The organism is Diplocloster hominis, from assembly GCF_032380655.1.
Classification (GTDB): Bacteria; Bacillota; Clostridia; order Lachnospirales; family Lachnospiraceae; genus Diplocloster; species Diplocloster hominis.
In genome coordinates this window covers 35622-50414 of the sequence record NZ_JAWDIY010000034.1, presented here as the reverse complement: position 1 = coordinate 50414, position 14793 = coordinate 35622, and the positions used below count along the sequence as shown (strand labels likewise).

The 14793-nt window shown below is 49.9% G+C and carries 13 protein-coding genes; 3 read left to right on the top strand and 10 right to left on the bottom strand.

Annotation, left to right across the window (positions count from 1 at the left end):
• Window positions 1-326 precede the first annotated feature (326 nt).
• Window positions 327-1112 carry a DeoR/GlpR family DNA-binding transcription regulator gene (locus ABC831_RS21855; protein WP_343250193.1) on the top strand — a complete coding sequence of 262 codons (786 nt, stop codon included), beginning with the start codon at window positions 327-329 and terminating at the stop codon, window positions 1110-1112.
• A 31-nt stretch (window positions 1113-1143) separates the two neighbouring features.
• Window positions 1144-2001: an AraC family transcriptional regulator gene (locus ABC831_RS21850; RefSeq protein ID WP_343250192.1), complete on the top strand. Its 858-nt coding sequence runs from the start codon at window positions 1144-1146 to the stop codon at window positions 1999-2001.
• On the opposite strand, the gene ABC831_RS21845 is transcribed toward ABC831_RS21850, so the two are convergent.
• The 10 genes from ABC831_RS21845 to ABC831_RS21800 all read right to left on the bottom strand — a co-directional run bounded on the left by ABC831_RS21845 (window position 1961) and on the right by ABC831_RS21800 (window position 13737).
• Window positions 1961-3103, bottom strand: a complete 1143-nt coding sequence (locus tag ABC831_RS21845; RefSeq protein ID WP_343250191.1) for an aminotransferase class V-fold PLP-dependent enzyme — start codon at window positions 3101-3103, stop codon at window positions 1961-1963. The two genes, ABC831_RS21850 and ABC831_RS21845, sit on opposite strands and share 41 nt — an antisense overlap.
• Window positions 3104-3207: 104 nt before the next feature.
• A complete protein-coding gene (locus tag ABC831_RS21840) occupies window positions 3208-4578 on the bottom strand; it encodes a hypothetical protein (RefSeq protein WP_343250190.1) in 1371 nt (456 codons plus the stop codon).
• Between the two features lie 340 nt (window positions 4579-4918).
• Complete coding sequence (locus ABC831_RS21835) at window positions 4919-6916, bottom strand: alpha-glucosidase (protein ID WP_343250189.1); 1998 nt, start codon at window positions 6914-6916, stop codon at window positions 4919-4921.
• An 85-nt stretch (window positions 6917-7001) separates the two neighbouring features.
• Window positions 7002-7298, bottom strand: coding sequence for a hypothetical protein (locus tag ABC831_RS21830; RefSeq protein WP_343250188.1), 297 nt, complete (start codon window positions 7296-7298; stop codon window positions 7002-7004).
• Window positions 7299-7369: 71 nt separating this feature from the next.
• Complete coding sequence (locus tag ABC831_RS21825; protein WP_343250187.1) at window positions 7370-8452, bottom strand: Gfo/Idh/MocA family protein; 1083 nt, start codon at window positions 8450-8452, stop codon at window positions 7370-7372.
• Between the two features lie 45 nt (window positions 8453-8497).
• On the bottom strand, window positions 8498-9331 hold the full coding sequence (locus tag ABC831_RS21820; protein ID WP_343250186.1) for a sugar phosphate isomerase family: 834 nt from the start codon (window positions 9329-9331) through the stop codon (window positions 8498-8500).
• Between the two features lie 55 nt (window positions 9332-9386).
• Window positions 9387-10538 carry an N-acetylglucosamine-6-phosphate deacetylase gene (locus ABC831_RS21815; RefSeq protein ID WP_343250185.1) on the bottom strand — a complete coding sequence of 384 codons (1152 nt, stop codon included), beginning with the start codon at window positions 10536-10538 and terminating at the stop codon, window positions 9387-9389.
• A 39-nt stretch (window positions 10539-10577) separates the two neighbouring features.
• Complete coding sequence (locus ABC831_RS21810) at window positions 10578-11447, bottom strand: carbohydrate ABC transporter permease (protein ID WP_343250184.1); 870 nt, start codon at window positions 11445-11447, stop codon at window positions 10578-10580.
• Between the two features lie 12 nt (window positions 11448-11459).
• The gene (locus tag ABC831_RS21805) at window positions 11460-12329 is read right to left on the bottom strand and encodes a carbohydrate ABC transporter permease (protein WP_343250183.1); all 870 of its coding nucleotides are present in this window, start codon (window positions 12327-12329) and stop codon (window positions 11460-11462) included.
• A 79-nt stretch (window positions 12330-12408) separates the two neighbouring features.
• Window positions 12409-13737, bottom strand: a complete 1329-nt coding sequence (locus ABC831_RS21800; protein ID WP_343250182.1) for an ABC transporter substrate-binding protein — start codon at window positions 13735-13737, stop codon at window positions 12409-12411.
• Window positions 13738-14111: 374 nt separating this feature from the next.
• On the opposite strand from ABC831_RS21800, the gene ABC831_RS21795 reads away from it, so the two are divergent.
• On the top strand, window positions 14112-14777 hold the full coding sequence (locus tag ABC831_RS21795; protein WP_343250181.1) for a DUF4867 family protein: 666 nt from the start codon (window positions 14112-14114) through the stop codon (window positions 14775-14777).
• The last annotated feature ends 16 nt before the right edge of the window (window positions 14778-14793 follow it).

The following is a 14793-nucleotide window of genomic DNA, read 5'->3' as shown; positions in this document are numbered from 1 at the left end:
CGTCCTGTGGCGAGTTTGTTCCGGGCCCTGCCAATAAGAGGTTCTCCCGCCTTCGGAGTTAGCCATTCTTAGGTCCGGCCGAAGTGATTTGGCCCCACGGGATTCGCCGCCCGGTTCCAGAGGCCGGACCGCCTCCCTCCCTTCCCGGACCTTCGTCCACAAAATCATTTACCAAAGTTGGCCGTGAATCGTAACAGAAAAACAAAAATGTATCTTTCCATTTCTTGACTTTTTGCCTTGCTCATTGTATGATTCCTTTAAGATTTTGTCAATATCCTGCGTTTCATTCGTTTATTTAACATTTATGGACAATAACGGAGAATGTTATGGACAATTATGAACAATCCGATCTGACTCCCAGCCAGCGGAGAAATCTGATCTTAGATATGATGAAAAAGAAAAAATCCGTTTCGGTGCATCAGCTTTCCAAAGAGCTCTACCTCCACGAAGCGACGGTCCGCAGGGATCTGAATTATCTGGCGGACAGCGGAGCCATCTCCAGAGTACATGGCGGTGCCATCCTGCGGGAGGGCATGGACGCAGAAATCCCTCTGTTCATCCGGGAGACTTCATTTAAAGAGATCAAAAAAGAACTGGCCAGAACCGCCGCCGGGACTGTTAAGGATGGAGAATCCATATTTTTGGACTCCTCTTCCACTACCGGTTTTATGATTCCCTTTCTAACAGAGCATAAGCAGTTAAAGATCGTTACCAATGGGGCACAGGCAGTTCTGTATCTTACCAAGCTGCGCGATGCCCGGATTTTCTGTACCGGAGGCCGCTTACGCGAGAACAGCTTGTCTTATATCGGCCACTCCGCATTGGAGGCCATTTCTCACTATCACTTTGACCGCGCCTTTTTCTCCTGCCGCGGTGTCAGTTTGGAAAATGGACTGTCCGATACCAGTGAAGAGGAAGCCGTGTTAAGACAGGCCGTGATCCGCCGTTCGGAGCAGTCCGTTCTGCTGGCCGATCACAGCAAACTGGGACAGATGTCTTTCTATTCGATCTGTCCGTTAGCCGATATCCAGATGATGATCACAGATGCGCAGCTGACACCGGAATGGCAGCTGGAAGGGCTGACTTTAGCCGGAGGGACTGGTCTTAACTGATGGCGCAGTATCTGCGCCCCTGGAGGATAACATGGAAAATATATATACTGCTGTTTTTGCCGACGGTTTTCCTTTTGAAATGAACAATGCCAAAGGGAACATGGTGCTGCCGCCCGTCCTGCACCGGCATGACTGCCTGGAGCTGAATTATGTGATCTGCGGAAGCGGAACCAATTATATCGAAGATAAAAAATATGAGATGAAAGCCGGAGAGCTCTATCTTATCAATAACCTGGAACATCATATCGCAGTGTCCGGGGGGGATCTGAAAATGAAAATCATCTTATTTGACCCCGGCCTGCTGTTTCAGAATACCGCGGAAAACCTTGACCTGCTGGCACCCTTTTACAGCAAACATGCTTATTTCAGCAATAAACTGGAGCTGGGAACAGTGGGGATGGAGCAGATCCACCGGATCTTTGAGGACCTGGAAGAGGAATGGACCCGGAAGGAACCCGGGTACCGGCTTTTGATCAAGGCTAAACTGATGGAATTAACCGGTATCCTGTACCGCTATTTAAAAAGAGAGGATACTTTAAAAAGCACCCTCTCCTACCAAAACCAATATGAAAAAATTCGTCCGTCCATCCAATATATCAACGAGAATTTCGAGCAGGAACTGACGCTGGAGGAGTTGGCCGAGCGTTCCTTTATGAGCAAGTCTTATTTCAGCACCTATTTCAAAAAGGTTACCAACATGACGCTCTGGGAATATATCGAATTGATCCGAATCCGCCAGGCTCAGCTTATGTTGGCCACAGGGAACCAGTCGATTACGGACATCTCCCTCTCCTGCGGCTTTCATTCTGTCTCTTCCTTTAATACCTCATTTAAGAAGATAACGGGGCTCACCCCTTCGATGTACCGCAAGAGCCTGCTATCTCCCTGACAGCTTCCACAAAGGCGTTGATCTCCTCCCACCTGGTCAGGAAGGAGATGCTGATTCTCACTGTCCCCTCCCCGGCCGTGCCCAGGTCTTCGTGGATCAAAGGGGCGCAGTGCAGGCCGGTTCTCACGATGATCCCGTAGCCGTTTTCCAGGATATAACCGATGTCAGATACGGACAGGCCCCGGATTCTCAGGGACAAAACCGGCCCTTTGGGTTTTGGGGTATCTCCGTACAGCGTTACCGGTTCCAGCTCCCTTAACTGTTCCGCCAGATAGCGCATCATTTCCCCCTCCTGCTTATGTATTACTTCCGGTGTTATCCGAAGTAATACCTGAAGAGACGCATCCAAAGCGGCGATCGCAGGCTCATTTTGTGTGCCCACTTCAAAAGCAGCCCCGTGTCCATCCGGATACTTTAGGATATGGCTGTCTTTTCCGGTCCCCCCGAATTTGACCGGCCGCAGTAGGTCTGGTTTTCTCATATAGAAGCCGCCCAGCCCCTGTATACCCAGAAGGCTTTTGTGCGCCGTGAAGATCAGTCCGTCGGCCTGCCACTGATCCATGCTGACCGGAAGGCAGCCTGCCGACTGGGACACGTCTGCAAATACCAGTGTACCGTATTTCTTTGCCAAAGCGCACACCTTCCCGATGTCTGTAAGGATACCGGTGACATTGGAGCAGTGGTTCACAAATAAGGCGTAGGCGCCTTTTTTTAACTCTTCCTCTAAGATATCCAAATCCAGCTCACCGGAAGAATGATGCGGTATCTTTTTCAGCACAGGGTGCTTATCACTGTTATAGAGCGGACGCAGGATACAGTTATGGGTATCGGCGGCGGTCAGGACCGTTTTTCCCTCCAGCAAAAGCCCGTTAATGATCAGATTGGCCGCTTCGGTAGCTCCCGATGTAAATATTATCCGCTCATAATCTTTTATCTGGAACAATTTTCCAAGCTTTTCCCGGCAGGCCGCTGCCAAAGAAACATTCCCGGCGGCATTGCTCCGGAATTCGGACGAAGGAAGCCGGTCCATACAATTCTGTACCGCTTCCTTCACCTCCGGCAGCCTGGGATAGGATGTAGCGGCATGATTCAGATAAATCATACGCCCTCCTCCTTTTTCACTGCTGAGTTCTATAGCTGTGGATCTGCTGCTTTTCTATAGCTGTGGATCTGCGCAGCTTCCGCAGCTGTGAATCCCAGCCGACTTTAATTGCCTTCGACGACTTCAAAGTCCAGAAGCCAGGCCAACTCTTTCAGCTTCTTTTTATAATCCCCGAAAATCAATACCTGATGGTGGCCAAAATTCATGATGCTATGTATAAATTTCCTGGAATCTCCCACCTGCAGGAAGTAATAAGGGCTGCAGTAGGTATCCGTATATTTCGAGGACAGCACATCTCCCACTGTTACCAGAAGTTTTTCCCCGGACGGGTCGAAACGTCCCAGCGTTACTTTTCTGTCCTCATTCTGTGAGAAATCGATCTGGAGCTTTCCGCCGAACCCCTGCCCGGTAAAATGGTAAATGCTGTAATTAAGCTTCGGTTTGTCAAATCCGTTCATCTGCAGGCACGGAACGGAATGGTGCAGGGAAATGATTTCTTCCGACTCAAACAGCGGATTCCCCATAAACGCGGGTTTTTCCGCGGTATACATCATCATGATCATGGCCAGCAGCGCGTTCAGATCTTCTTCACAGCCGCTGGGTATCCCTCTGTCCTTGAACAGGGAATGTGCGATACAGGGAACGAATTTCTTCTCCTGAGGAATCCGGGAACGGCACAGTTCCACACAGGCGGTGGAGAATGCGTTACAGTCATACTGTTCCAGCATCCGCTCCGCTGCCATGTAGTATTTTACATCATTGATCAGATACTGGTAGGCCACTTTATTCTCTTTGGCATTCTCCATCAGCTCTTTTGTCTTTGCCTCCGCCTCGTCATCGCTTATCTTTTCCATGATAGTGAAGATATCGGTAAATGGCTTCTTCACCACTTCAAATCCATATTTGGCCCGCAGCTTCTCCAGATCCCGGATATTGCTCTGCAACCCCCAGGTTGGCGCTTCCCCGGCGGTCAGGATCAGTGCCCTTGTATTTTGCACCGCTTTTCTTACCCAGAGCATATGCAGCAGATCGTTTAATTCCGGCAGGTCAATGGCATAATAGGCTTCCCGGCCGATACTGCGCAGATAGGCGGACACATCCGCTCCGCTGACGGCATGGGTATAAGAAATGACCGGTTTCCCGAAACGCTCGATCTTTGGTATCCGCTGGTTTAAGATCATTATGCAGTCTGTTTCACCGATGTCTTTATTGACTTCTTCCACGATCTCCTTCTCCTGCAGGAAGGATTCCGTATAGGGGAAGTATACCGGCTCCAGTACCCTGACCTGTGGGATCAGATGTTCCAGTACTTCCTTGCATTTCTCAAATTTTTCCCGTGCGGTACGACGCTCCGCGTCCGGCATCATCTCTTCCTTGATGCCTGCGCGGCACGGGCCTTCCCAGAAATCAGTATGTACCAAGATGCCCATCAAAGGTTTTACATTCAAAGTAACATCCATCGCTCTTCTTATCATAGCTTCTCCTCTTTTCTGCGGCCGTCTTTCCTGATCTCCAGTTCGGGAAAGGCGCTGTTTGATGTTTTGGTATACCTTGATTATAAGAGATTGCTATGCATATTTCTTTCGGGATATTTCGAAATACTTTCGGGATATTTCTAAGAGAGGGGACTCCTTTCGGAAAGTGACCGGGCCTGCCGGTCTTCCGGGCGAGAAAGGTGCCTGTCCCCGGAAGCCGGCCGGTATAGATATGCTCTAACCGCCGGTATCCTGGGACAGGCACCTTTCTCTTTTTGTTCCTGGCTGTTCTGTTTTGCCGCCGAAAGGAGCCAGTCCCCTCCCTTCCGGCGGTATTTTCCTATCTGCCGGCGATGTTTTCAAATAAAGGCCGGTAACGGCTTGCCTTCCGGTAGAATACGGGGATCTCCCCCATCTTCGCAGCTACCTTTATTTTCCCCTTCCGGTATTCTTTCCCTGACCACAGATGGACCCACTCATCCTCCGGCAGGTACGCTTCCCACTCATCCTTCCCGGATAAATATACCGGCGCCACCAGCAGGTCTTCTCCCAGCAAGTATTCCGTCTGTATCTGATATGTCTTTGGATCATTTTCATAATGGAAGAACAATGGACGCTGAACCGGAATTCCCCTGGACGCATTTTCCTCCACCAGATTCTTCAGATATGGCGTCAATGCCACATGGATTCTTGTCAGCCTGCCAAATTCCCTCATGGTATCCTCATCGTCATAATACTGAAAGTTCGTATCCGGCCGGTTCCCCTCATGGGTCCGCATCACCGGTGTGAAGGCGGCCATCTCCGCCCAGCGCAGAAATACTTCTTTCGTCCTGACATTCTCATAGAGGGAGGTATAGCCCCCGATATCGCAGTGGTGCAGCCCATTTCCTATGACCGCAGCGCTCAGAGCTGCGCAGATCACAGACGCCAAACCGTCGTGGATGGAAAAGTCCACACACTGATCCCCCGCCCACAACAGCGGACAGTACCTCTGGGTACCTGTACCTCCCGCCCGCATGAAGTACACCAGTTCCGATAATTTCCCGGTTTCTTCAAGGGCCTCATAATTGCATTTCGCCCAGAGGACCGGCCAGTGGTTATGTTCCGTCATGGCGGATTCTCCGTTAAACAGAGATACATCGGTGGGCAGGTACTCTCCAAAATCAGCCATCCAGCCGGATAATCCGAATTCGATGAGGTTTTTCTTAATGATTCCCTTAAACCATTCAAAAGCAGCCGGATTCGTAAAATCTACGACCCCACAGTCAAATTCTCCAAAATCCACTAAATAATCACCGCCCTGACTGTCCACCGCAAAATATCCATTCTCTCTCCCCTCCTGGTAAAGCGGCGTGTCCTTTACCAGATATGGGTTGATATATCCCAGAAAGCGGATACCCTTCTTCCCATATTCCCCGATCTTTTCCGGCAGGCAGGGATACAGCTTTTCATCCCATCTCCACTCCCATTGCAGACGTTTTCCAAAGGAGGTTTCTCTTTTTCCCTCCCAGTCCTGGCACCAGATACCGGCAACCGGAATTCCTCTGTCCAGAGATTTATCCACCAGATCAAACACCCGTTTCGTTCCGCCCTGCAGGCCCAGTATGGCCCCGTTATAGATCCATTCCGGAAGCACGGGCTGCCTTCCGAAATAAGCCGTCACCTTTTCCATAAGCGACAGGAAATCATCCGCCTCCTGAATCCGGATCTGTCCAGGAATCCCCCAGAAGGACAGCTCATGATATTCCTCATGCCGGAAATCAAAGTCCGCATAGACCGTCGTATCAGCGTGCAGAAAATACCTGCGGCTGGATATATAGGTCGGCTGCGGATAATTTGTATTATAATAATCACCGCCGGACTTGTTATCCACATCGCACCGCCAGGTCATATAGGTACTTTTATCCCGTCCGACACCGGGCTCAGATGACCACAGAGGAAAATGCCGGCCCCGCAGATTAAAATATGACATCTGTTCCCCGCAGCCGTATACCGTTTCCTCCTTCTCCCCGTTAATCCGGATCCAGAGCCGGTTCCCGGCATCCATGATCCCGGAAATATGCAAAGTAACCGTATCCTGGCCGACCTCTATTTCCAACAGAAGCCGATCCTGAAGGCGGTAGCGGCATACGCCCTGTTCTCCAGTCTCTTCCCTCACAGCACCGCGAAGGGGAACCCTCTCTGTCAGATAATCTTCCATCTGAAAATTACCCCGGTACATCTCCACCGTTTCTTCTCCGCGCCCCACATAAAAACACGGATTCTGGGGTGAATGGCTCAGCAGGAGCCGCTTCCCCTGCCACACTTCAAACCCGTCTCTCTTCTCTATCAACTGCATACGAATCTCCTATCCGCCGCCCGGCCGGCAGCCCAAACAGTAATGAACGTTTACATTCCTTTATGCCAATCCTTTTCGGCGGCACTCATACGGCAGCCGGATGTCGGGAAAGCTTCTTCAATAACTCCTGCAAAAGCTGTGTATCATTATTTTCCACCCCGATCCGCAGATGGTTGTCCCCCTGTACTCCCTTGATCAGGAAACCCGGACCCTGGACCCGGAAAAACGGAGCCCTCAGCTGGTCCATATACAGCAGCTCACCCATCGGGGCCAGTGCCCGGATGAATTCCTCCCCGGCCTTTTCATCAAAATAAACATTATACCCGTACCAGCCCGCTTCCGCACACAATTCAAACGATTTCTCCACTTTTATGATCTTCAACCTTTCCTTCCTTCCACCCTGGTATTTGCTGTACAGCTTACGATTCCCGCCGATGTGGAGCAGTCTGGAGATTATACCTGGTAGGAGATTCCATAGCGCTCTTCCATCTCCTGAATCGTCACGATCCGCTGTTCATAGGCTGATGCCTCCGCTGCCAGCGCGAGCATAGCGCTCTGCACTCCCGTACGGACGTCCGTAAACGGCTGCCGTTTCTCCCGGATACAGCAGGCCAGTTCCCTTAAGGAGGGAAGGATATCTTCGCTGTGCGCCTCAAAATTATCGCGCAGATAAGTATAATGCTCCTCCCGCTTCGCTTCCCGGTCCCATACATAGAGATCATCATCCCGGATTTCCAGCCGTCCCTGATCGCCCATGACCCCGATTTCCAGCGCATGCATATGTTTCTGCCCTTTTAGCTCCGGACTGAACATACACAGGGACAGATTCGCCCGCATCCCGTTCTCATAATCCACTGTGACAAACGCGTGATCCAGCACATCCGTGTCCTGATATTCCACCGAGTTATCCCCTGTAGCATAGACCCGCAGAGGTTTCGCATCTGCGATCATATTAAACAGGTCAAAGTGATGGCAGTTCTTTTCCAGCAGGGTCCCCCCGGAATAGGCTTTTTTCCTAATCCAGTCCGGAATCAATCCCTCTTTTTTTAAAAAGGGATGCCGGAACTCATGGCACCAGATCATTTTCGGACTGCCGATCTGCGTAAGGCTGTTTTTCATCTTTACAATGACGTCGGCGTAGCGCAGCTCATAGCCGATCTGCACGATACACTCCGGATGTTCCCGGCTGGCCTCCAGGACCTTCTTAAGCCCTTCCATCGTGGTGGCCATAGGCTTTTCCAGACGGATATGTTTTCCTGCCCCAAGGCAGGCCACCGCGATCTCTTCGTGCAGATAATCCGGCGTGACGATGACAGCCAGGGAAAATTCTTCCTTTTCCAGCAATTCCCGGTAGTCCCGGTACACCGGAACAGCTTTGCCCTTTCCTTCAAAATAATCGGCTATTCTTCTGATATTCGGTTCGTAAACCTCACAGACGGCTGTGATATCATATTCCGCAAGCGGCTCCAGGCAATTCCTGATCTGGGAATATCCCATCATCCCGACTCCGATTACGGCTGTTTTTATCGCTTCCACAATACGATTCCCTCCTGCCGTGGTCACGGCTATTCTTATCCTCTTTTAACGAAGCTGCCCCACCGGTGGTTCCGCTACATAAGACGTGATCGTAAGCTTTGCATCCGGATGGTTCTGGAACAGGGAGGCCGGCACACAGGAAGTCACTTTCCCGTGCAGAATCTTCCTCACGATCCCTTTCTGCCACATACGGTTCATATAAAAACGAATCTCCCTGGCCGACAGGATCTCTTTCATCCCCACAGTGATACAGCGTGGCGGTATATAATCAATAAACCCGTTGGCCGCGGTGATGGCGTTCACTGTCCGGGTTTCCCTGGTAAGACTTAACACCCGTGTCTTATATTCCCGGAATTCCTCATAGGGCACCTCCTTTTCCGGAGGTTCATTAAACGCGATATGTCCGTTGATCCCTATTCCTCCGTAAGCCACATCCACGCCGCCGGCTTCCTGCATCAGACGGAAGATCTCATCCTCTCTCCCCGGCTTCGGAAAGATACGCTGTCCGGTTGGAATATTTAATTCCTCCTCCATCACATCATAGAATTCCCGGTACATAAATCCCTCGAAACTTAAGGGATGGGATGGTGGAATCGGCTGGTCCTGATCATCCAGATATTCATCCATGTTAAAAAACCAGACATTTTTTAAGCTCACCCTGTTTTTATTGCAGAGCCACGCAAGCTTTTTATACTGTCCCACCGGACCCACCGGTACAATAAAAACGGTGTTCTTCCCTGCCTGATTATTGGCTGTGATATGTTCAAACATGTCAATCGCCATGTGATAATAGATATCTTCCTCCGTATCCACGATCTCCAGCGCGATGGGGCTGCCGGCCCCTAACTCCTCTTTTGTAATCTCTTCCAGTGGTTTCAAATCCTTTTCCGCCCTTCTTTTTAGACTGCATTATTTCTAATCTGTGCATAAACAGTTATATATGTTCTTTTATGGTTCTGCGCAGGCGGCCTTCCCGGTCCAGTATATTAAAATGAGCTGCACAGCCTGCCCGGATATGCCCCCGGTCTCTTAAGCCAAGCAGTTCCGCCGGTGCGGAGGAAGCCATATAGCAGGCCTGTCCGATCGGGACAGTCCCCGCTGTAACCAGCTGCTCCACCATCCGGCTGATTGGCGTCACGCTTCCGGCATATACATTTTCACTCTTTAATAAGGCAATCCCATCCTTTACAGTAACCAAAACCCCATGTTCCCCGCTGCCCAGCATGAATTCCCCTTCCCCCAGGCCTGCCGCCCGGATTTCATCGGAGACAAGGCAGATTTTCCGGTAACCTTTGCATTTATAGATCAGCCGGAATAAAGCCTCAGGTATATGATGCCCGTCCGCTACCACCTCCGCGTATAACCGGTCGTCCTCCAGACCGATTTCCGTAAGCCCGATGTGCTTTACGGCATCCTGTCTTCTGGAAATGGAGGAACTGCAGCAGTACAGGTGCGTCACGCTTTTCATACCGCCTTCCACTGCCCGGTAGATCTCCTCATCGATGGCCCCGTCATGACCGCCCGAGACCGTAATTCCATTCCCTCTGCAATACTCCAGTAACAATCCGATATGAGGTACATCCGGCGAGACCGTAATCAGCCGAATCCATGGTTTCATCGCATCCAGCATCCTGAAATGCTCCTCTTCCGGTTTAAGAAGATACTGCCCTGGCTGCGCCCCCTTATTTTTTTCCGAAAGAAACGGCCCTTCCATATGGATGCCCAGTATGTCCGCGTCTGTCTTTAACCCGCCCTTCAGCAGGTCCGCCAGTTTTTTTACCTGTTCCAGCGGAGCGGTCATCGTCGTCGCCAGAAAGGAGGTCACCCCGTTCTGAAAATGAAAACCCGCGATCGCGGACAGCGCTTCCCCAGTCCCATCCATCGCGTCAAATCCAACTGCTCCGTGATTATGTATATCGATAAAACCGGAACACAGGAATTGATGTTCCCCGTCAAAGACTTCTTCCTGACTCCTCCGGTAATGTTCCATGGTATCTATATCCTGAATCCATCCATTTTCTGTCCTGATAAAAGAATCCTCCAGGACTTCTCCATCTTCCAATATATTTACATGAATAAGCTCCATCCTTTACTCCTGTTTAAATGGTGACGTCTGGTACACCGGCTACCCCTTAACCGCTCCGCTGGTCAGGCCCGATATGATCTGCTCCTGGAACAGCATGTATCCGATAATACTCGGTATAATAGCGATCACGATCGCCGCATACATGGAAACATAATCGGTTGTAAACTGATTGGTAAAATAACGGATTCCTATCTGGATCGTCTTGGTCGCCGGCGAGGAAGTCAGCAGGTTGGCATAGACGAATTCATTCCAGCAGGTCAGGAACTGGAAGGTAGCGGCGGTTACAAGCCCCGTTTTGGTCAGCGGCAGCACGATACGCAGGAACCTTCCATAGAATCCGCAGCCATCCACATAGGCAGCCTCCTCGATCTCCTTCGGAAAGGAATCCATAAACCCACGGACGATAAAGACCGACATCGGCAGCCCGATAGCCGCATACAGAATCCGAAGGGAATTCAGGGAATCCAGCAGCCCCGCTCTGCTGAAGATCGTAAAATACGGGACCATCAGAGCGTTCAGCGGCACCATAACCCCAGCGGAAAACATGGCAAATATGGCTTCCTTTCCCTTGAACTGATAACGGGAGATGGCGTAGGAGGCCATGGCAGCCGCCATGATATTGATAAAAGTGGCAATCACGGAAACCGTAATGGAATTGACGATCATCCGTCCCAGATTTGCCTGGGAAAACGCATTCACATAATTCTGGAACTGGATCACCGCCGGCAGGGAAAACGGATTGTCAAAGTATTCCGCGTTAGTCTTAAGTGACGTGACAAAGAGCCAGACCAGTGGAAACAGGGTATAGATCCCGAAAAACAGGATCAAAAACCATTTGGCGATTTTCAAAACCGCTGTTTTCGGCGTCAGCTGCTCATGTATTTTATTTTTCTTTGCTGTTTTTACCATCTGATCCCCCTCCTACTCATCCCTGGATGAAAACATTTTCCGTATGCATACGATGACAAGCGCGCCGGTCAGAATCAGCATAACACTGGACGCATTGGCTCCGCCGTAATTATTATTGCGCATCTGGTTATACAAATAGAGTACCAGGACAGAAGTCCGGTTTGCCGGGCCCCCGTTTGTGAGCAGGTAAACCTGTTCAAACGTACGCAGGCCGAATACCGCAGCCAGGGTCACGCAGGTGGACAGCGAATACTTGATCAGTGGTATGGTGATATGGATATCCGTCTGGAACACATTGGCCCCGTCGATCCGGGCCGCCTCATAGTAGGTCTGGTCGATTCCCGTGATACCGGCCATCATAATCACCATGTAATATCCTATGTAGAACAATCCGTAGATCAGGACGCAGATAAATGCGGTGCCCGGATTGCCCAGCCAGTTTTTCGCCTGGTCCCCCAGTCCCACCGCTCTTAGTATCCCGTTCAGCAGACCGAACTCACTGTTGTAGACAGCCGACCAGAGCGTGGCAATGGCGATACCGGATATTACCTGGGGAAGAAAGTAGACGGTTCGGAAGAACTTCCAGAACTTCGGCTTTTTCGAAAGGATCAGAGCCATCAACAATGCCAGCGGCACCTGGATAAAGCAGGCGGATAATGCCCAGATGACATTGTTCCGCAGACTCCGCCAGAATACCTTATCACTGAATATTTGCGCATAATTTTGTAAACCGGCAAATCCGGCGTCCGTTATACCATTCCAGTCAAACAGGCTCATGATACCGACAAAAAATATGGGAAAAATAAAAAAGACAATAAACAGGAACAGAGCCGGAAGTAAAAATAGTATAATGCCCACCGTGTTTTGTCTCTTATGCTTCATAAATTGACCCCCTTTATATACCCCGTCTGTCCGGCGGCACACGGCCGCCGGCAGGCGGGGAAGTTTGGATACATCCGTTTTATTGGGCACTCTTCAGCATATCCACAAAGCCCTGTGCATCCACATCTCCCAATACCAGGGATTCCAAAGCGCTGGGGAATGCGTTGGCCACTGCGGTCGGCATAGCCGCGTTAAAATAGGGAATCATAAACGGCGCCGCTTTGCTCTGGTCCATAATCTCAGACTGCAGCGGGTCGGTAATCTTACTGGCATCATAGCTGACCGCAAACATGGCACCTGAGGAATTGGACAGCTCCAGCACCCGGTCGGGATCGGTTATGTACTCTAAGAATGCTTCGGCAGCCGCCTGCTTGTTGGGATCATCCTGTTTTCCTAATACGATGTAAGCCAGCACCGAGTTCACATATGCTCCGCCGTTTTTCCCGTCTATAGATAATCCGGGGCTGATCGACAGGTTGTCATACAGACCTTCTGCGCCTTCTGTCTTGATTCGTCCGAGAATCCAGCTTCCGTTTGTATAGATAGCAGCTCTCTCATTGAAGAAATGACCGTTTACTACGCTTGCGTCTGCTCCCACAGCGTCGGAGGAGGTGTAGTCAAACATTTTTTTGAGAATTTCCGCTGCTTTGACGAACGCTTCATCATCCAGCCCTTTTTCATAGACATCTGCTCCGCCGCAGGCTGCAAGCGCGTAAGAATACCAGAGCATGGAAGTCCATGCGTTATCGTTGGTCATCTGCGTGGTGGGGAATACACCGTTTGCTTTTAATTTTTCACAATCTTCGAAGAACTCTTCAAAGGATGCGGGCAGTTCCGTTATGCCTGCTGCATCCAGCAGCTTCTGGTTATACATAAATGGAACCACAGCCATCTCATAAGGTACGCCGTAACATACGCCGTCTATTTTCGCATTGTCAATGGCACTCTCCACAAACCGGTCGGCCAGTTTCTCTTCCACATAGGAAGTGGTATCCATTATTTTGCCGGATTCTGCAAACAGAGTCAGGTCTGCCATACTGTCAACGGTAAAAATGTCCGGTGCGGCCCCGGTGGATATCAGAGTACGGATCTTATCGCGGTAAGCGTCATAATCGGTCTGTTCCTCCACCTTTACCTCGTACTGCCCTTTATACTGCTCATTAAAGCCGGCAATCATTTTGCCGAAAACTTCCGCCTTGCTGTCCGTACCCACCCAGATATTCGGAAAGTTCAAAGTAACCATTTCCCCGGAGCCGGTTCCTTCTGTCTTTGCCGGAGTTTCTTTCGTCTCTGATCCGGCTTCACTCTTCGCACCACTGTCCGCCGGTTCTTCTTTTGCCCCGCATCCTGTCAGCGAGGTAATCCCCAATACTACCGTCAACGCCAATGCCAGAAATCTTTTTTTCATAAAGCAATACCTTCCTTTCCCACTTTCCTTTACTTGATTTTCCTTTTTAATTAAATGTTTTAATTTAATAGGTAAAATTTTAGGAAAGCCGTATAACATTGAACAATTCATCCCTATTTTCTATGATAGCGCTGTACAATTCGTTATACGTTTTTCCTTACAAACATGATTATATAGTATTTATAGACAAATGTAAATAGACATTTTCATTTTTCATTAAATATTTTAATCAATTTTATAAACCAATGATATTTTCTCATTTTCAATTGCAAATACAGCCCGAATTTGATATGATACATTTAATATTTTAACTATTACAGATCCATTTTTCCTGTTTCACTTAAAATTTTTAATTAAAGAGAGGATAAGAGACTATGAGCTTTGAGCGCCTAAAAGAAAAAAATCCGGACCTTTCCTTCTGGCCGGTTACGGACGCCGCCTTTGCACAATACGGCCGTATTATCACCGGTTATCCGTTGGACGAAGTCCTCGGGGTCATGGAACATAAGGAGATTCCGGAATGCGGGAACAAGTATATTGCATCCGATCCGGATCTGATGCACACGGATTTCGCGTCACTGATGACCTCGCATTTTTATGCGGGAATACCATGCCAGGTGGGTTACTGCAACGGCAATACCGACCGGTTAAACGCCATGGAGTACCACAAATGCTCCGAGCTGGATATCGCAGTCACAGATCTCGTCCTGCTGTTAAGCGATGTGCGTAGGATCCATGACAATCAGCTTTCCTCCGATCAGGTCACCGCTTTTTATGTACCACGCGGGACAGCGGTGGAGCTCTATGCCACCACGCTTCACTTTGCCCCCTGCAGGGTAAGCCCGGAAGGATTTAAAAGTATAATTGTCCTGACAGCAGGCACCAACGAACCGCTCTCTTCGCTGCCGGAAGCAGCCACTGCGGAGGATCAGCTGATCTGGATGAAAAACAAATGGCTGATTGCCCATCAAGACAGTGTCCCCGCCTCCAAAGGCGCTTATGTCGGTATCCATGGGGAGAATCTGCAGATCAGGTTCTGACAAGAGAGTTTCGATT